General features: G+C 73.2%; 14 protein-coding genes. 7 read left to right on the top strand and 7 right to left on the bottom strand.

Annotated features, from left to right (window positions below):
- Positions 1 to 153: 153 nt before the first annotated feature.
- From ABT154_RS18835 to ABT154_RS18815, 5 genes are all read left to right on the top strand, one after another.
- A complete protein-coding gene (locus tag ABT154_RS18835) occupies positions 154 to 2,376 on the top strand; it encodes an acetate--CoA ligase family protein (protein ID WP_351857952.1) in 2,223 nt (740 codons plus the stop codon).
- A gap of 11 nt (positions 2,377 to 2,387) precedes the next feature.
- Positions 2,388 to 3,176 carry an enoyl-CoA hydratase/isomerase family protein gene (locus ABT154_RS18830; protein WP_351857951.1) on the top strand — a complete coding sequence of 263 codons (789 nt, stop codon included), beginning with the start codon at positions 2,388 to 2,390 and terminating at the stop codon, positions 3,174 to 3,176.
- Positions 3,177 to 3,372: 196 nt separating this feature from the next.
- Positions 3,373 to 6,879 carry a hypothetical protein gene (locus ABT154_RS18825; RefSeq protein ID WP_351857950.1) on the top strand — a complete coding sequence of 1,169 codons (3,507 nt, stop codon included), beginning with the start codon at positions 3,373 to 3,375 and terminating at the stop codon, positions 6,877 to 6,879.
- Between the two features lie 139 nt (positions 6,880 to 7,018).
- Positions 7,019 to 7,633, top strand: a complete 615-nt coding sequence (locus ABT154_RS18820; protein WP_351857949.1) for a flavin reductase family protein — start codon at positions 7,019 to 7,021, stop codon at positions 7,631 to 7,633.
- A gap of 76 nt (positions 7,634 to 7,709) precedes the next feature.
- A complete protein-coding gene (locus tag ABT154_RS18815) occupies positions 7,710 to 8,105 on the top strand; it encodes a nuclear transport factor 2 family protein (RefSeq protein WP_351857948.1) in 396 nt (131 codons plus the stop codon).
- A 7-nt stretch (positions 8,106 to 8,112) separates the two neighbouring features.
- On the opposite strand, the gene ABT154_RS18810 is transcribed toward ABT154_RS18815, so the two are convergent.
- The 3 genes from ABT154_RS18810 to ABT154_RS18800 all read right to left on the bottom strand — a co-directional run bounded on the left by ABT154_RS18810 (position 8,113) and on the right by ABT154_RS18800 (position 11,310).
- The gene (locus ABT154_RS18810) at positions 8,113 to 8,619 is read right to left on the bottom strand and encodes a hypothetical protein (RefSeq protein ID WP_351857947.1); all 507 of its coding nucleotides are present in this window, start codon (positions 8,617 to 8,619) and stop codon (positions 8,113 to 8,115) included.
- A 21-nt stretch (positions 8,620 to 8,640) separates the two neighbouring features.
- Positions 8,641 to 9,945, bottom strand: a complete 1,305-nt coding sequence (locus ABT154_RS18805; protein ID WP_351857946.1) for an MFS transporter — start codon at positions 9,943 to 9,945, stop codon at positions 8,641 to 8,643.
- Between the two features lie 117 nt (positions 9,946 to 10,062).
- Positions 10,063 to 11,310: an MFS transporter gene (locus ABT154_RS18800; RefSeq protein ID WP_502969538.1), complete on the bottom strand. Its 1,248-nt coding sequence runs from the start codon at positions 11,308 to 11,310 to the stop codon at positions 10,063 to 10,065.
- A 50-nt stretch (positions 11,311 to 11,360) separates the two neighbouring features.
- On the opposite strand from ABT154_RS18800, the gene ABT154_RS18795 reads away from it, so the two are divergent.
- Positions 11,361 to 12,359, top strand: a complete 999-nt coding sequence (locus ABT154_RS18795) for a GlxA family transcriptional regulator (RefSeq protein WP_351857945.1) — start codon at positions 11,361 to 11,363, stop codon at positions 12,357 to 12,359.
- On the opposite strand, the gene ABT154_RS18790 is transcribed toward ABT154_RS18795, so the two are convergent.
- From ABT154_RS18790 to ABT154_RS18780, 3 genes are read right to left on the bottom strand one after another with little or no spacing between them, the layout of a single operon-like run.
- A complete protein-coding gene (locus ABT154_RS18790) occupies positions 12,317 to 13,546 on the bottom strand; it encodes an MFS transporter (protein WP_351857944.1) in 1,230 nt (409 codons plus the stop codon). The two genes, ABT154_RS18795 and ABT154_RS18790, sit on opposite strands and share 43 nt — an antisense overlap.
- A gap of 55 nt (positions 13,547 to 13,601) precedes the next feature.
- Positions 13,602 to 14,651, bottom strand: a complete 1,050-nt coding sequence (locus tag ABT154_RS18785) for a Zn-dependent alcohol dehydrogenase (RefSeq protein ID WP_351857943.1) — start codon at positions 14,649 to 14,651, stop codon at positions 13,602 to 13,604.
- Positions 14,648 to 15,580 carry an SDR family NAD(P)-dependent oxidoreductase gene (locus tag ABT154_RS18780; protein WP_317876673.1) on the bottom strand — a complete coding sequence of 311 codons (933 nt, stop codon included), beginning with the start codon at positions 15,578 to 15,580 and terminating at the stop codon, positions 14,648 to 14,650. The genes ABT154_RS18785 and ABT154_RS18780 overlap by 4 nt, the downstream gene beginning before the upstream one ends.
- Positions 15,581 to 15,681: 101 nt before the next feature.
- On the opposite strand from ABT154_RS18780, the gene ABT154_RS18775 reads away from it, so the two are divergent.
- Positions 15,682 to 16,608: a cyclase family protein gene (locus ABT154_RS18775; protein WP_351857942.1), complete on the top strand. Its 927-nt coding sequence runs from the start codon at positions 15,682 to 15,684 to the stop codon at positions 16,606 to 16,608.
- A 17-nt stretch (positions 16,609 to 16,625) separates the two neighbouring features.
- On the opposite strand, the gene ABT154_RS18770 is transcribed toward ABT154_RS18775, so the two are convergent.
- Positions 16,626 to 17,069 (bottom strand): ATP-binding protein, encoded by a 444-nt coding sequence (locus tag ABT154_RS18770; protein WP_351857941.1) that lies wholly within the window; start codon positions 17,067 to 17,069, stop codon positions 16,626 to 16,628.
- Positions 17,070 to 17,330 lie beyond the last annotated feature (261 nt).

Here is a 17,330-nt window from a genome sequence, read left to right as displayed (position 1 = left end):
GTACGGTTGTACGGAATCTCCCGGCCGGATCCCGCCGGGGTTCTCCGGCCGGATCCGGCTTCCCCGCGCACACCCATTCCTGACTGAGCGTCAGTTCTGTAATCTGACTAAGTGTCAGCTTCAACGGATGATGGGTGAAGGGCGGGCGGAACATTGCTTGGATCGACACACGGCACCTTCACGACCGATCTCCGCGCCCGCGTGGTCGCCTGCGGAGAACCGGACCGCGCCACCGTGCACGGCGTCACCGCCGTCCCCGGCGACCTGGACGTCAGCGGGCGCCCGCTGCACGCGGCCGTACCCGACCTCGACCGGTTCTTCCGGCCCGAGTCCGTCGCCGTCGTCGGCGCCTCGGACACCGAGGGCCGGCCCAACACCGGGATCACCCGGCAGCTGCTCGCCTGGGCCGAACGCGTCGGCGCCCGGCTCGTACCCGTGCACCCGACCCGTACCAGCGTCTTCGGGATCGACTGCGTACCCTCCGTCGGCGACCTCACCGAACCCGTCGACCTCGCCGTCCTCCTCGTCGCCGACCCGCTGCCCGTCATCGAGCAGCTCGCCGAGACCAAGGTGAGGTTCGCGGTCGCGTTCGCCTCCGGCTTCGCCGAGACCGGAGAGGCCGGCGCCGCCGCACAGGAACGCCTCGCCGCCGCCGTACGCCGCTCCGGCATCCGCCTCCTCGGCCCCAATACCAACCTCAACGCCTTCGAACGCTTCCGCGACGACCTCGAAGGCCCCGCCATCGCCCTCATCACCCAGTCCGGCCACCAGGGGCGGCCCGTCTTCACCCTCCAGGAGCTGGGCGTCCGCCTCTCCCACTGGGCGCCCACCGGCAACGAAGCCGACCTGGAGACCGCCGACTTCCTCTCGTACTTCGCCGGACGGCCCGAGGTCGGCGCCATCGCCTGCTACGTCGAAGGACTCAAGGACGGCCGCTCCTTCCTCCTCGCCGCCGACCAGGCCGCCCGCCAGGGCGTCCCCGTCGTCGCCGTCAAGGTCGGCCGCACCGAGACCGGAGCCCGTACCGCCGCCTCCCACACCGGCAAGCTCACCGGCGCGGACCGGGTCGTCGACGCCGCCATGCGGCAGTTCGGGGTGATCCGGGTCGACGGGCTCGACCAGCTCCAGGACACCGCGACCCTGCTCGCCCGCGCCCGCGCGCCGCTCGCCGACGGCGTCGTCGTCTACTCCATCTCCGGCGGCACCGGCGCCCACTTCGCCGACCTCGCCACGGCGGCGGGACTCGACATCCCCACCCTCCCGCAGGCCAAGCAGGACGAGCTCCACCAGTGGATCCCGGAGTACCTCAACGTCTCCAACCCGGTCGACAACGGCGGCCACCCGGTGGGCGACTGGCGCGGCCGGAAGATCATCGACGCGATCCTCGCGGACCCCTCCGTCGGCGTCCTGATCTGTCCCATCACCGGTCCCTTCCCGCCCATGAGCGACAAGCTCGCCCAGGACCTCGTCGACGCCGCCGAGGCGACCGACAAACTGGTGTGCGTGGTCTGGGGCTCCCCCGTCGGTACGGAGGAGGCCTACCGCACGACCCTCCTCGGCTCCTCGCGCGTCGCCACCTTCCGTACCTTCGCCAACTGCATCGGGGCCGTGAAGGCCTATCTCGACCACCACCGCTTCACCGCCGCCTACCGCTCCCCCTTCGACGAGGCCCCCCGCACCCCCTCCCCCTCCCTCCGCAAGGCCCAGGCCCTCATGCGGCCCGGCCGGCGGCTCAGCGAGCACGCCGCGAAGCAGCTCCTGCGGGCGTACGGGATACGGGTGCCGCGCGAGCAGCTCGTCACCAGCGCGGCGGCGGCCGTCCGGGCCGCCGGGCTCGTCGGCTACCCGGTCGTCATGAAGGCCTCGGGCGCACAGCTCGCCCACAAGACGGAACTGGGCCTGGTCAAGGTCGGGCTCACCTCGGCCAGCCAGGTACGGGACGCCTACCGCGAACTCACCGACATCGCCCGCTACGAGGAGATCGACCTCGACGGCATCCTGGTCTGCCAGATGGTCGGGCGCGGGGTCGAGATGGTGGTGGGCGTGACCCGCGACGAACTCTTCGGCCCGACCGTCACCGTCGGCCTCGGCGGCGTCCTGGTGGAGGTCCTCAACGACACGGCCGTACGGGTCCCGCCCTTCGGGGAACGCGAGGCCCGCTCGATGCTCGACGAACTGCGCGGCCGGGCCCTGCTCGACGGCGTACGGGGAGCCCCGCCCGCCGACATCGACGCGCTCGTCGAAGTCGTCCTGCGGGTGCAGCGGATGGCCCTCGAACTCGACGGCGACCTCACCGAACTCGACATCAACCCGCTGATGGTGCTGCCGCGCGGCCAGGGCGCGGTGGCCCTGGACGCGCTGGCGGTCTGCCGATAGGAGCCCCTGCGATGTCCGACGTACTCCACACCGTCGAGAACGGCGTCTCGTGGATCACCCTCAACCGCCCCGAGGCGATGAACGCGGTCACCTGGGACCAGCGGGAACGGATCATCGCCCTGCTCGCCGAGGCCTCCGCCGACCCGGACGTCCGGGCCGTGGTGGTGACGGCGACCGGGCGCGGCTTCTGCGCGGGCGCGGACCTGCGGGGCACGCCGGCCACTCCCGATGAACGTGTGGTGGGGGACGTGGGCCGGATGATCCGGCAGGGCGCCCAGCGGTTCATCGCTGCCGTCATGGACTGCGAGAAACCGGTGATCGCGGCGGTGAACGGGACGGCGGCGGGCATCGGCGCGCACCTGGCGTTCGCGTGCGACCTGGTGATCGCGGCGGAACCGGCGCGGTTCATCGAGGTGTTCGCACGGCGGGGGCTGGTCCCGGACGGCGGCGGGGCGTATCTGCTGCCCCGGCTGATCGGGCCCCAGCGGGCGAAGGAGCTGCTGTTCTTCGGGGACGCGGTGACGGCGGCGGAGGCGCGGGAACTGGGCCTGGTGAACCGGGTGGTCCCCGCGGAGGAACTGCCGAAGACGGCCCGGGAGTGGGCCGAACGCCTCGCCCAGGGCCCGACGCGGGCACTCGTCCTCACGAAACAGCTGGTGAACGCGTCCCTGGACACGGACAGGACGGCGGCCTTCGCGGCGGAGTCGACGGCGCAGGAACTGAACATGACGACGAGGGACGCGCAGGAGGGGGTGGCGAGCTTCGTGGAACGGAGGGAGGCGCGGTACGAGGGGCGGTAGGCGCCTCGGCCGGGGTGGTAGCGGAGGCTGTCGTACCGGGGCCCTATGGTGTGTCGCGCATATGCCACACACTTGCCGCTCCGGGGGGAACGGAATGCCCAACTCCGCGCGCTCGCGCGAAAAGTCCCGAAGATCTCGAAGATCCAGAAGATCGCTTCTTCTGGTTCCCGCCCTGCTGACGGCCCTGATCGGGCCGATGCTCCCGACGGGGACGGCACTGGCGGCGACGCCGCCGGTAGCCGTGCCTCCGGCGAGCGCGGCACCCGCGCCGGACGCGACGGCGCCCCCGCCCGAGCCGTCCGAGACGACGGACCCGACGCCCACACCGCCGCCGACCGCCGAGCCGACGCCGAACCCGACGGACCCCACGGCGGCCCCCTGCCCCGTGCTGCCCCTGGCGCCGTTCGGCGACCCGGGCGACGCGGTCGGCCAGGTGAAGCTGGGCCTGCTCGACACCGCCTGCTTCACGCTCACCGTGGAGAAGTCCGGTCGGCACTGGCTGGTCATCGACGGCGGTCACCCGTCGTCGATGACGCTCTCCTCCGGCGGCACGCCGGTCGCGTGCCCGGGTCTCGGCTCGGTCCCCTGCGAGCTGGCCGCCGGCACGTACACGCTCGACCTCGCCGGCGGTGACCACGCCTCCACCGAGGCGCGGATCGCCTTCGTCCCGCTGATGGCCGGCCCCGGCTGCACAGGCCCCGTCGGCACCGCCTTCGGCACGGCCCCGACGACCGGCACGTCCGCCGGCGGGGCCGGCATCGTCTGCCACTCCTTCACGGCCGCGCCGGGCGAGCTGATCACCTCCACCCTCCGGAACCACGCCTCCGCCAACGTCGAGGCGTGGATCACCGACAGCACGGGCAAGCACCTCTGCAGCGTCGGCTACGCCTGTGTGACGCCCGCCGGGGGCGGCGACTTCCGCGTCCTCGCGCGCTTCGAGCCCAATTCCGGTGGCACGTACCCCGTCCCGTACACGCTGACGCTCCGGCAGGTCACCCACCCCGTGGGCTGCTCGGTCGTCGACGTGACCGCGTACGGCCCGGTGCCCGCGCAGGACCCGGCTCCGGCCGAGTGCAAGACGTTCACCCCGGCCCGAAGCGGCCTGTACAGGGTGCAGGCCGTCACGGCGTCCGGCGGCACGGGCCCGATCGCGATCTACGTGCCGAACGGAAGGGTCTGCGAGTACGGGGGCGCCTGCCCGCTCACCGCGGGCGTGACGTACACCCTGGTCGCCGACGACGCCGTACGGATCCTCGACCTCACCTCCGCCGCGGAGGGCTGCGAGGACGTATCCCTGGGGCAGCCGTACCGGGGCTCCCTCGCCGTCGCCCACGAGGTCGACTGCCTGAACCTGCCCGTCCCGCAGGGCGCCAAGGTGGCCATCACGGGCGGGCCCGCCGACGGCGGGGTGACACCGAACATCACGGTGCTCGACGCGACCGGCACCACCCTCTGCTGGAGGGAGGAGTCCCTGTCCTCGGGCGCCTGCTCCCTCGGCGGCACCGCCCCCTACCGCGCGATCGTCGAGCGCGCGGGATCGGGCGCGGACACCGGCTCCTACGGCCTCGTCGTGCGCCGCACGGACGTGGCGAGCGACTGCCGGACCTTCCCCGCCGGTGACTTCGGCCCGAACCCCGCCGTGGCGACCGTGGTTACCGGCGACGGAGCCTTCGGCGACTGCCTGACGATCCCGGCGGGCGACCACTCCGCCCGCGAGCTGATCAGGATCGAGGACGGCTCCACGGAGGGCCTCAGCGTGCTCGACGAGCACGGCGAGCCCGCCTGCCAGGACGAGTGGGGCGACCCGTCGGAAGACTGCGCCCTGACGCCCGGCCTCTCGTACACGGTCCTCGTCCCCGGCGGCACGCGCACCGCGGCCACCCTCGTCCGCCGGGACGTCACCGCCACCGCGCGCGGCTGCGTCGCCACCCCGGCCACGGCGGTCGGCGCACCGGCCCTCCTCGGCACCCCGGGCTCGTACGTGACCCTCGTCTGCCACCGGGTGACCACGGCCGACGCGCGGGACACCCTGCACCTGAACGCCCGCTACACCGCGACGGGCCTGGCGATCGGGACCGACGTGTACCGCGCGGACGGCGCCACCGCGTGCGAGAGCCTGGCACCGGGCTGCGCCGTCACCGGCTCCACCGCGTACCAGGCGATCGTCGCGCTCGGCCGGAGTGACGACACCGCCCTGCCCGCCTACCGCTTCGACGCGGTCCGCATCGGCACCGCCGCCGGACCCGCGCCGGAGTGCGTCAGGGTCGCGGACGTCACCTACGGCTTCGGCCCGCTGACCGACACGCTGACCGAGCAGAAGCCCATGCTCTGCGCGGTGCTCCCGACCATGACGGGGGACTGGCTCAAGCTGTCGTTCACCCCTGCGGCGTCCCGCGAGAAGGCGCCGACCCCGTGGCTGTACGACGGGGCGACCCGGCAGAACGCCTGCGACGACGTGACCGGTTACTACAACTGCATCGTGCCCGGCGGGGACGACTACGCGCACGACCCCCGGCCCACCACCCTCGTGATCGGGATGCCCTCGGTTCCCACCGAAGCGCCCGTCCGGGTGAGCGCGACCGCCTTCTGCTCCAGCCTCTGCGGCCCCGTGGAGCCGTCCGTCACGGCCGTGACCCCCGGCACCGTCGGCGCCGGGAAGATCACCATGACGGTCACCGGCACGGCGCTGCACGAGAAGGACCTCTTCGAGGTGACCAACGCGTCCGGCAGCTACCGCGCCCCGTCCACGACGGTCGCCGTCGCCGCCGACCGCCGGAGCATGACGATCGCCCTGGACCTGACGGGGGCGCCGCTCGGTTCGCTGTACCTCCGGGTGGACCAGTACAAGGACTCGGCGCACACGTTCGGGCGGGTCACCGTCGTCGCCCCGCTCCGCTCCACCGCCGCGCCCACCGTGACCGGCACCGTCGTCATCGGCGGCAAGGTGACGGCCTCGGCCGGTTCCTGGAGCCCGGCGGCCGACGCGTACGCCTACCAGTGGCGCGTCGACGGCGTCGCCGTCGCCGGTGCCACCGCCTCCACGTACACCCTGCCCACCGCCCTCTTCGGCAAGCAGCTGTCCGTGGCCGTCACCGCCCGCAAGGCCGGGCACCCCTCCGTCACCGCCGTCAGCCCGGCCGTGGCCGTCAAGGGCCTCGCGCCCAAGCCGACCCGCGTGCCCTACCCGACCGGGCCCGCGCGCGTGGGCGGGAAGGTCTCGGCCGTCGTCGGGGCCTGGTCGCCCGCGCCCACCTCGTACGGCTACCAGTGGCGGCTGAACGGCGTCGCGGTCTCCGGCGCGACCGGGTCGAGTTACGTCCTCCCGGCATCGGCCCTCGGCAAGAAGGTCACCGTCACCGTGTACGCCCTCCGCACCGGGCACCTGACCGGCGCGTACACCTCGGCCGGCTACACCGTCGCCTACGGCCTCGCGCCGGCGGCGACCCGTGCGCCGTACGTCACCGGCACGGTCAAGGTCGGGCGGACCCTCAGCCTGAACCGGGGCACGTGGACGCCGGCTCCGACCTCGTACACGTACCAGTGGTACGCGAACGGGCGGGCCGTCACCGGCGCCACGAAGACCTGGCTCACGCTCGGCAGGGCCCAGCGCGGGACGCGGATCACCGTCAAGGTGACGGCCTACCGGACCGGGCACACGGCGGGCGTCGCCTGGACCCGGTCCACGGGGGCGGTCGCCGGGTGATCCCGACCCCGTAGCGCACGCTCATCCAGGAGCCCCCGGGGGCGACGGCCGGTCCGTCGCCCCCGGGGGCTTCGGCGTGCGGCGGCTCCCGTGCGCGGGGGCTCCCCAGCCCTTCCCATCTGACGATGCGTCAGTTTCAATGGGTGGTGTGATGGGACACGCGGGGATGGCGGCCACCGCCGTCCGACACCTGAGAGCGGCCGGTTCGCCGACGGCCGTCGAACCACTGCCCCGGCCGGTACTGCGCGCGGTACGGGAGGACGAGCGACCGCCCGTCGACCCGGCCGAATTCCGCCGCGTCCTCGGCCACTTCGCGAGCGGCGTCACGATCGTGACCGCCCTCGACCCGGAAGGACCGGCCGGTTTCGCCTGCCAGTCCTTCGCCTCCCTCTCCCTCGACCCGCCCCTGGTCGCCTTCATGGTCGCCCGTACGTCGACGACCTGGCCCCGGATCGCGAGCGCGGGCACCTTCTGCGTCAACATCCTCGGCGCCGACCAGGGCGGCCTGTGCCGCTCCTTCGCGGTGAGCGGCGCGGACAAGTTCGCCGGCGTCGACTGGACCCCCGCCCCGACGACCGGCTCACCACGCCTGACGGGGACGCCCGCCTGGATCGACTGCACGATCACCGCCGTGCACACCGGGGGCGACCACCTGATCGTGGTCGGCCGGGTGGAGTCCCTGGGCGCGACGGACGAGGACGGGGGGCCACTGCTGTTCCACCGGGGGAAGTTCGGGCGGTTCGACGGCGCATAGGCGGCCGTTCCCTTCGAGAGGGCCGCCGCCATATCTCGCTTGCGCGTGCCCACACCCGCCGGGGCAGGATGACCCCATGGACATGGACACGGACACGGACACGGACAGCGTCATCGCCGAGGTCGTCGAGCGGGAGCTCCAGCTGATGAGCCCGGCCGTGCGGTCGTCCCGCGCGCTGTCCGACCAGCTCCTCGACCCGGAGTTCACCGAGGTCGGCGCCTCGGGGCGCCGATGGGACCGCGAGTCGACGCTCTCGGAGCTGGCGGGCATGGACGGCGCCGCCGATGACGGCCCCCGGTACGTGCCCACCGGGATGACCGGCACCGTACTGGCGCCGGGGATCGTGCACCTGACGTTCGAGACCGTGCTCGACGGCACGCGGGCCCGGCGAAGCTCGATCTGGCGGAAGCTGGACGAGGAATCCGGGTGGCGGATGTACTACCACCAGGCCACGCCCGTGCCGGAGGCCTGAGCCCGGCTCAGCCGCCGATCAGCCCCGCGTACACCCCGATCCCGCCCAGCATGAACACCGTCAGGACCGCCAGTGCGCCCCACACCAGCAGCGACACGAAGTAGCCCCTGCGGGCCGGGCGGGTCAGGAGGGCCGTCACCGCCAGACAGGCGGCCGTCGGCAGCCAGCCCTGCCAGCCCGTCACCGGCACCACCAGCGCGCCCGCCACGGCCGACAGGAGAAGCTGCCAGCCGAGCGGGCGGCCCCCGAACCTGCGCGCCAGATCCTCGCCGAACAGCACCGTCGGCAGCACGATCACCGCGGAGACAGCGGCGGCCGGCAGCAGCGCCATCAGCGGCAGGAGCGGGAGGAACATCAGCGTCAGCCCGCTGACGCGCTCCTCCCCCGGCTCCGCCTGCCCGGTCTCCCCGAACACCACCCCCAGGGCCAGCGCCAGTGCCCCCTGCAGGATCAGCGCGAGCACCGAGGCCCACAGCATCCGGGCATGCGTCCGTCCGTCGTCCGGACCGCTCATCGCGATCACCCCCGGCGGTCATCATGCTCCCGCCAGGGACACCGCTCCCGTCCGGGGTCGCCTGATGACCAGCGCCATCAGGGCCGCCGCCGCGCAGAGCGCGCCCGAGGCGTACCAGACCACGTCGTAGGTGCCGAAGACGTCCCGGGCCACCCCGCCCGCGAAGGCGACGACCGCCGCCCCGACCTGGTGCGAGGCGAGGACCCAGCCGAAGACGATCGCCGAGTCCTCGCCGTAGTGCTCACGGCACAGCGCGATCGTCGGCGGGACCGTCGCCACCCAGTCGAGGCCGTAGAAGACGATGAAGAACAGCATCGGCGGGTGCACGGACGGCGCGAGCAGCATCGGCAGGAAGAGCAGCGAGATCCCGCGGAGCGCGTAGTAGACCGCGAGCAGCCGCCGCGCCTCGAAACGGTCGGTGAACCAGCCCGAGGCGATCGTGCCGACCACGTCGAACACCCCGATCACGGCGAGCAGTCCGGCCGCCGCCGTGACCGGCATGCCGTGGTCGTGCGCGGCCGGTACGAAGTGGGTCTTGACCAGGCCGTTCGTGGACGCGCCACAGATCGCGAAGGTGCCCGCGAGGAGCCAGAAGGGGCCCGTGCGGGCCGCCTTGAAGAGGACCGTGACGGCCCGGCGCGCGGCGCCCGGCACGGGGGCGGGCTTCTCCGCGTACTCCCCGCCGTACGGGGCGAGCCCCACGTCCGCCGGGTGGTCGCGCAGCAGCAGCCAGACGAACGGCACGACGGCGAGTGCCGCGAGGGAGACCGTCACGGCTGCCGGGCGCCAGCCGTGGTGCTCGACCAGCCAGGAAAGCAGCGGCAGGAAGACCAGCTGCCCGGAGGCGCCGGCCGCGGTGAGGATGCCGGTCACCAGGCCCCTGCGGGCCACGAACCAGCGGTTCGTGACGGTCGCGGCGAAGGCGAGCGCCATCGAGCCGCTGCCGAGGCCGACGAGGACGCCCCAGTAGAGGACCAGCTGCCAGGCGGCCGTCATCCACACCGTGAGGACGGATCCGACGGAGATGACCGTCAGCGCGACGGCGACCACCCGGCGGATGCCGAAACGGTCCATCAGGGCGGCGGCGAAGGGGGCGGTGAGGCCGTAGAGGGCGAGGTTCACCGAGACGGCGAAGCCGATCGTGCCCCGCGACCAGTCGAACTCGGTGTTCAGGGGCTCGATCAGCAGACCCGGCAGGGACGCGAAGGCGGCGGCGCCGATGATCGTGACGAAGGTGACCGCCGCGACGAACCAGGCGCGGTGGACGCGGGGAGTACGGGCCGGTCCGGCTGGGGTACGGGCGGGGGTCTCGGTTGTCTGGGCCATGCCACTGAGCCTCCCGTGCGCGCCCCTCCCGGACCATTGGCCCGACTGACAGCTTTCGAACGGATCGGGACACGGACGCGAACGACGGCCCCTGGACCGGCGCCGGACCCGGACCCCCTAAACCCTCGGCAGCGTCCTGATCGGCCGTACGACCAGCAGCGCCGCCACCACGAGGACCGCGATCCCCGCCCCCGTCAGCAGCACCCGCTCCGTGCCGACCGCCGCCGCGACCGGCCCCGACAGGGTGCGGCCGACGCCCATCATGAGCAGTGAGCCGGCCACGTCGTACGCGTGCATCCGGTTCAACGCCTCCTGGGGCACGTGCGTCTGGACGGCCGTCGACCACATCACCAGCCAGAAGGCGAAGGCCGCCCCGCCGATGAACTGGCCCGCGCCGAGCAGCGCCACCGGCGCGCCCAGGCCGAGCAGGACGAGGTTGACGGGGAGGCCGAGGAGGGCGACCGCGCCGGACGCGAGCGGTCTGCGCGGGCGCAGCCGGAGGGCGAGGAGGCCGCCGACCGCGCTGCCCGCGCCGTTGACGGCCATGAGCACGCCGTACGCGGCCGAGCCGTGGTCCTCGGTGACCAGGCTCGCGGTGAGCGGCACCATGGGGCCCGCGACGGTCAGCCCGTACACCGTCCAGATGGAGATGACGCCCCAGAGCCAGTTCCGGGAACGGAACTCCCGCCAGCCCCCAGCTAGTTCGGCGCCGAGGGAGTCGCGCCGCAGGGAGTCGGACGGGATCGGGGCGATCCGCATCAGCGTGAGGCAGAGGGCGCTGACCGCGAACGTGACGCCGTTGACGGCGAAGGCGGCGCCCGCGTTCCACACGGCGACGAGCACGCCCGCCGCCGCCGGTCCCGCCATGATCATGAGGGCTTCGGCGACCCGCAGGACGGCGTTGGCGCGCTGCACGTCGGGGGCTATGCGCGGGATGGTGGAGGCGACGCCCGGCTGGAAGAGGGCGGCGCCGACTCCGCTGACGACCGAGAGGGTGTAGACCGCCCACAGGGGTGGGCTGCCGAGGGCGAAGGAGACGGCGAGGACGGCGGCGCCGGGGAGCCGCAGCAGGTCCGCGAGGATCATCATGCGGCGTGCGGTGAAGCGGTCGGCGAGGACGCCGCCGAAGAGGACGAAGAGGGCGAAGGCGGCGGTCCAGCCGCCGAGCGCGTACCCGACGGTGGAGCCGGAGCGACCGGCGCCGAGGAGTCCGGCGGCGAAGGCCACCGGGACCATGCCCTCGCCGAAGACGGCGACCGCGCGGGCGACGAAGAAGAGCCGGAAGTTGCGGTTCCACAGTGCGGGCGGCTCGGCCGGGGCGGGAATCCGCTCGGCGGCCTCAGACTTGTACGTGTTGTCCGTCACGAAGACGAACAGCTACCAGCCAGCTGGTCTACACCACCACTGATTTTCCGATGGGAGCACCGCCCGTGCCGTCCCCGCACCGCGTCGTCGTGCTCGCCCTGCCCGGCCTCCTCCCCTTCGAACTGGGCATACCGCACCGGATCTTCGGCCGCGCCCGCGACGCGGAGGGCAGGCTGCTGTACGAGATCGTCACGTGCGCGCCGGCCGCCGGGCCCATACCCACCGACGCCGACTTCTCCGTGCACGTCGAGCACGGCCCGGAAGCCCTCGCCACCGCCGACACGGTCGTCGTCCCGGCCTCGTACGAACTCGGCCCGGTCTACGCCGAGGGCCGCCTCACCGGGGAGCTGGCCGCCGCCCTCGCGCACATCAGGCCCGGCACCCGGCTCGTCTCGATCTGCACCGGCGGGTACGTGCTCGCCGCCGCCGGATTCCTCGACGGCCGCCCGGCCACCACGCACTGGTCCTCGGCCGAGCACTTCCAGCGGCTCTTCCCGCGCGTCCGGGTCGACGCCGACGTGCTGTTCGTCGACGACGGCGACGTGCTCACCTCGGCGGGGGTGGCCGCCGGGATCGACCTGTGCCTGCACATCGTGCGCCGCGACCACGGGACGGCGGTCGCGAACGACGTCGCCCGCCGGACGGTCGTACCGCCGCACCGGGACGGCGGCCAGGCCCAGTACATCGAGCGCCCGGTGCCGGATACCGGCACCCACACCACGACGGCGGCGCGCGCCTGGGCGCTCGCCCACCTGCACGAGCCGATCCAGCTGCGGGACCTGGCCGACAAGGAGGCGATGAGCGTGCGGACGTTCACCCGCCGGTTCCGGGACGAGGTCGGCATCAGCCCCGGTCAGTGGCTCACCCAGCAGCGCGTCGAACGCGCCCGCCACCTTCTGGAGTCCACGGGCCTGCCGGTCGACCGGGTCGCGCGGGACGCGGGCTTCGGCACGGCGCAGTCCCTCCGGGTGCACCTGATGAGCGCGATCGGGGTGACCCCGACGTCCTACCGGCGGACCTTCCGGACGGGCGCGGAGGCGTCCTCCTGACCTTCCCGCACCGGCTTCGGTGTCTCGTGGGCGAGCCGTCGCTCCCCCACCGCCCCCACCGTCGCCAGCAGCACCGTCAGCCCCACCCCGCAGAGGATCGCCGTCGACGGGGCCACCACCTTGAGCAGCCCGCCCGCCAGGGCCCCGCTCGCCGCGTATCCGGCGCCGACGGCCGCGTACATCAGGGAGTAGCCGGCGGCGAGCGCGGACGGCGGCAGCAGCTGTCTGAGGGCCAGGTTCCTGGTGAGGCCCGCCGGGGCCTGGAGAAGACCGGCGGCGACCAGGGCCGCCGCGATGGCCGCGGTCCACGGCAGGACGGCGACGAGTGCGACGCCCGAGGCCACCGCGAGGACGAGGACGAGCGACTGCACGGGCAGCGAGCCCGGCCAGTCCCCCCGCAGCCCGTAGACGAACGCGCCGACCGCCGAGCCGATCGAGAACCCGGCGAGCAGCGGCCCCGCCCAGCCGATCCCGATCCCCCGCTGTTCGAGCAGGGCGGGCAGGATCAGCTCGGCGAGCGCCAGCAGGGTCAGTCCGGCGGCCCCCAGGACGTACACGGGCCAGGCCCGCAGCAGCGCCCGCCGCGCCGCCCCGCCGTCCTCCCCGGCCGCCGGCTGCTCCCATCCGACGGGCAGCAGCCGCAGCCCGGCGACGGCGAGCGCCATCGACACCGCCGAGAGCAGCAGCGGTACGGCGGGGTCGACGCCGAGCGCCAGCCCGGTGACGAGCGCGGGCGCGGCGGCCCAGATGCCGAAGGTGAGCACCGACTCCATGCTCATCGCCTGGGTGACGGCCCGTTCCGGGACCAGGCTGGTGAGGAGGGCCCGCAGCCCGCCGGGCACGGCGCCGGGCCCGGCGCCCGCGAACAGCGCGAGGACGGCGAGGAGCACCGGGTGCGCGCCCGGCAGGAGCCCGAGGCCCGCGAACCCGGCGGTGCCCACCGCGAGCCCGGCGGCGAGCTGCGGCCGGGCCCGCCCGGCGTTCATCCGCATGCCGAGGACGGGCGCGGCGACGATCTCGCCGATGACGTACGCGGCGGCGAGCGCCGCCCCCAGCGAGTAGCCCCCGGGCCGCTCCCGTACCAGGAACACGAGCGCGAGCGGCGCCATGGCGACGGGCAGCCTGCTGGTGACGGTGACGCCGGACCAGAAGAGCACGGAACGGGTGGCGAGCTCGCGGTAGGACATAGGCCAGGACCGTAACCGCCGTACGGCCCTGTGCCCAGCCGGTTCGCGGGGCGGCTCAGAAGGTGAGCACGCCCCGGGCGACCTTGCCCGCCTCGGCGTCCTCCACGGCCCGCGCGAACTCCTCCACGGGGTAGGTGGAGGTGACGAGTTCGTCGAGGAGGAGGCGTCCCGAGCGGTACAGCTCGGCGTAGAGCGCGATGTCCCGCTGGGGCCGGGAGGAGCCGTAGCGGCAGCCGAGGATCGACTTGTCCAGGAACATCGCGGCGGGCAGGAACGTCGCCTCCGCCTTGGGCGCCGTCATGCCGAGGAGGATCGCCTGCCCGTGCCGGTCCAGGAGGTCGACGGCGGTGCGGACGAGCCCGGTGTGGCCGACGCACTCGAAGACGTGGTCGGCACCGGTGGGCAGGATCCCCCGTACGCCGTCGGTGGAGTCCAGGAAGTGGGTGGCGCCGAAGCGGCGGGCCACCTCCTCCTTGTCCGGGTTGGTGTCCACGGCCACGATCGTGAGGGCGCCGGCGACCCGGGCGCCCTGGAGGACGTTGAGGCCGATGCCGCCGGTGCCGATGACGACGACGGTCTCGCCCCGGCCGACCTTCGCCCGGTTCAGTACGGCTCCGACGCCGGTGAGGACGCCGCAGCCCATGAGGGCGGCGGAGGTCAGCGGGATGTCCTCCGGGATCTTCACGGCCTGGACGGCCTTGACAACGGTCCGCTCGGCGAACGACGAGTTCGACGCGAACTGGTAGAGCGGCCGGCCGTCCCGTGAGAACGGCCGCCCCGGCATCCCGATGGCCTTGCGGCACATGGTGGGCCGCCCCCGGTCGCAGTCCGCGCAGGCGCCGCAGTTGGCGAGCGTGGACAGGGCGACGTGGTCTCCGGCGGCGACGTGCGTGACGCCGGGCCCGACGGCCTCGACGACCCCGGCGCCCTCGTGCCCGAGGACGACGGGCACGGGGAACGGGATGGTCCCGTCGACGACGGACAGATCGCTGTGGCAGAGCCCGGCGGCGGCCACCGCGACCAGCACCTCGCCGGGCCCGGGGTCCCGTATCTCCAGGTCGTCGACGACCTGGACCCGCTTTCCGTCGAAGACGACACCTCTCATGAGCCGTTCTCCTTGGCGGTGTTGGGGCGCTCGCCCGCCGCCGCGGCCCGCGCCATCTCCTCCAGACGGGCCAGCATGGGCATCGGGTCGACGCCCACCGTCCCCGGCAGGAAGTCCGCGATCCGCTCGGGGGTCCACGCGCCGCCCTCCGCGTATCCGGCCCGCAGTTCGCGGGGCTGCGCCCAGACCGCGATCTTGGGTCCGGCGATCGTGTAGACCTGGCCGGTGATCTTCTCCTCGCGGGCCCGCTCGGAGAGCAGGTAGACGACCAGGGCGGCCACGTCCTCGGGCTCCCCGATCTCGGCCAGTTCCATCGGGACGTTGGCCGACATCCGGGTCCGTGCCACCGGCGCCACCGCGTTCGCCGTGACCCCGTACTTGTGGAGGCCGAGCGCCGCCGACCGTACGAGCGAGATGATCCCGCCCTTGGCGGCCGAGTAGTTGGCCTGGGCGACGGACCCCTGGTGGTTGCCGCTGGTGAAGCCGATCAGCGTGCCCGCGCCCTGGCGGCGCATGACCGCCGAGGCCGCCCGGAAGACCGTGAACGTGCCCTTGAGGTGGGTCGCGACGACCGGGTCCCACTCCTCCTCGGACATGTTGAAGAGCATCCGCTCGCGCAGGATGCCCGCGACGCAGACGACGCCGTCGATGCGCCCGTACTCGGCGAGGGCGGTGTCGACGACCCGCTGCCCGCCCGCCATCGTCGAGATGTCGTCGGCGACCGCGACGGCCGAGCCGCCCGCCGCCTCGATCTCCTTCACCACCGAGAGGGCGATCTCGGAGGTCGGTTCCCCGCCCTCGATGGACACGCCGTAGTCGTTGACGACGACCTTCGCGCCCTCCGCCGCGCACGCGAGGGCGACGGCACGGCCGATGCCCCGCCCCGCCCCCGTCACGGCGACGACCTTGCCAGTCAAGAAGTTCCCCACGTCCGGCCCCTTCCCGCACTTTCTGACGGTCCGTTAGATTCGTTCGTCGTCAGGATTCTACGGTCCGTCAGATACCGGAAAACAAGACCCCGGAGGCCCCGATGTCTCTTCCCGCCGCATTCCACGAGATCGCCAAGCGCGTCAACAACTGGGGGCGCTGGGGCCAGGACGACGAGATCGGCACTCTCAACCTCGTCACGGACGAGGTCGTACGGGAGGCCGTCGCCACCGTCCGCACCGGCCACCGCGTCCCGCTCGCCGTCGACCTGAAACAGGACGGCGTCCAGACCGGCATGATCCCCGGCCGGGTCAACCCGCTCCACACGATGGTCCAGATCAACCAGGAGCTCTTCGGCCCCGGCACGGTCGCCACCAGCGACGACGTCGTGACCCTGGGCCTCCAGGCCGCCACCCACTGGGACGCGCTGACACACGCCTCGCACTCGGGCCGCATCTACAACGGCCGTCCCGCCGCCACCGTCACCCCGCACGGCGGAGCCGAGTTCAGCGGCATCCAGACCGCCCGCCACCTCGTCTCGCGCGGTGTTCTGCTCGACGTGGCCGCCGCGAAGGGCGTGGACCGGCTGCCGGGCGGCCACGCCGTCACCCCGGAGGACCTGGACGAGGCCGCGGAGTTCGGCGGGGTGACCGTAGGGGCCGGTGACATCGTGCTCGTACGGACCGGCCAGATCCAGCTGTACCTGGCCGGGGACCGGCACGGGTACGCGTTCCCCTCACCCGGACTCTCGGTCCGTACGCCGGAGTGGTTCCACGCGCGGGATGTCGCGGCGGTCGCCAACGACACCCTCACGTTCGAGATCTTCCCGCCGGAGATCGAGGACCTCTGGATGCCGGTTCACGCCCTCGACCTGGTCGAGATGGGGATGCTCCAGGGCCAGAACTGGAACCTGGAAGCACTGTCCACAGCCTGTGCACAGGAGCGGCGCTACGCCTTCCTGCTCTCGGCGATGCCGGAGCCCTTCGTGGGCGCCACGGGCACACCCGTGGCGCCGGTGGCCATCCTGTAGACGGCCGCCACGAAGGGTCAGCAGCGCACCCGGCCGTGGGGCAGGGAAGCCGCCGGCGGAGGCGCGGCCGGAGCCGACCGGTCCACCTCGCACCAGATGCTCTTGCCGACGCCCTCGGGCTGCCAGCCCCACCGGTCCGCGAGGCCGTCCACCAGCTCCAGGCCGCGCCCGTTGGTGTCGTCACCCTCGGCGTGCCGGGGCTTCGGCGGGCGGTCGCTCGCATCGGCCACCTCGACCCGCACCCCGCCCTCCGCCGCGAACAGCATCCGGAGCACGGCCGGGCAGCCGGTGTGCACCACGGCATTGGTCACGAGCTCGGAGATGAGCAGCACCAGCGTGTCCGCCAGCGACTCGTCCTCCCCTATGCCCGAGCCCGCGAGCCTCGACCGGGCCCACCTCCGGGCCCGACTCACCTCGGCCGGGTCGGGCCCGACCTCCAACTGAACCTGAAGCACCTGCACCGCTCACACCATCCGAACCGGCGGACACATCGCCTCGCGCCTCACAGCCATCGACGCCCTTACGGAACGTGATTCCCTTGTGAGACAGCATGGTTGACGTACAGTCACCGCAACAAGCGCTTCGGGCATATTCCAGCGCGAAGGAGTACGCGTGGTCCATACTGTGCGACGCGCGCTGCGGGGAGTCGAACAGGGGCGCGCGGGGCGCCTCCTCGGGGCGCGAGCGGCGCGCATTCCCGGGCCCGGAGTCACCTCAGGGGC

The organism is Streptomyces sp. NPDC001728, from assembly GCF_040297565.1.
Taxonomy (GTDB): Bacteria; Actinomycetota; Actinomycetes; order Streptomycetales; family Streptomycetaceae; genus Streptomyces.
The sequence above is the reverse complement of the archived record's forward strand: the minus strand, read 5'-3'. Positions and strand labels throughout refer to the sequence as shown.

Excerpts from the sequence above, each read along its gene's own strand:
- ABT154_RS18820 (WP_351857949.1), top strand. The coding sequence starts at position 7,019 with ATGGGTGGTGTGATGGGACACGCGGGGATGGCGGCCACCGCCGTCCGA.
- ABT154_RS18785 (WP_351857943.1), bottom strand. The coding sequence starts at position 14,651 with ATGAGAGGTGTCGTCTTCGACGGAAAGCGGGTCCAGGTCGTCGACGAC.
- ABT154_RS18815 (WP_351857948.1), top strand. The coding sequence starts at position 7,710 with ATGGACATGGACACGGACACGGACACGGACAGCGTCATCGCCGAGGTC.
- ABT154_RS18790 (WP_351857944.1), bottom strand. The coding sequence starts at position 13,546 with ATGTCCTACCGCGAGCTCGCCACCCGTTCCGTGCTCTTCTGGTCCGGC.
- ABT154_RS18795 (WP_351857945.1), top strand. The coding sequence starts at position 11,361 with ATGGGAGCACCGCCCGTGCCGTCCCCGCACCGCGTCGTCGTGCTCGCC.
- ABT154_RS18825 (WP_351857950.1), top strand. The coding sequence starts at position 3,373 with ATGCTCCCGACGGGGACGGCACTGGCGGCGACGCCGCCGGTAGCCGTG.
- ABT154_RS18775 (WP_351857942.1), top strand. The coding sequence starts at position 15,682 with ATGTCTCTTCCCGCCGCATTCCACGAGATCGCCAAGCGCGTCAACAAC.
- ABT154_RS18830 (WP_351857951.1), top strand. The coding sequence starts at position 2,388 with ATGTCCGACGTACTCCACACCGTCGAGAACGGCGTCTCGTGGATCACC.
- ABT154_RS18810 (WP_351857947.1), bottom strand. The coding sequence starts at position 8,619 with ATGAGCGGTCCGGACGACGGACGGACGCATGCCCGGATGCTGTGGGCC.
- ABT154_RS18805 (WP_351857946.1), bottom strand. The coding sequence starts at position 9,945 with ATGGCCCAGACAACCGAGACCCCCGCCCGTACCCCAGCCGGACCGGCC.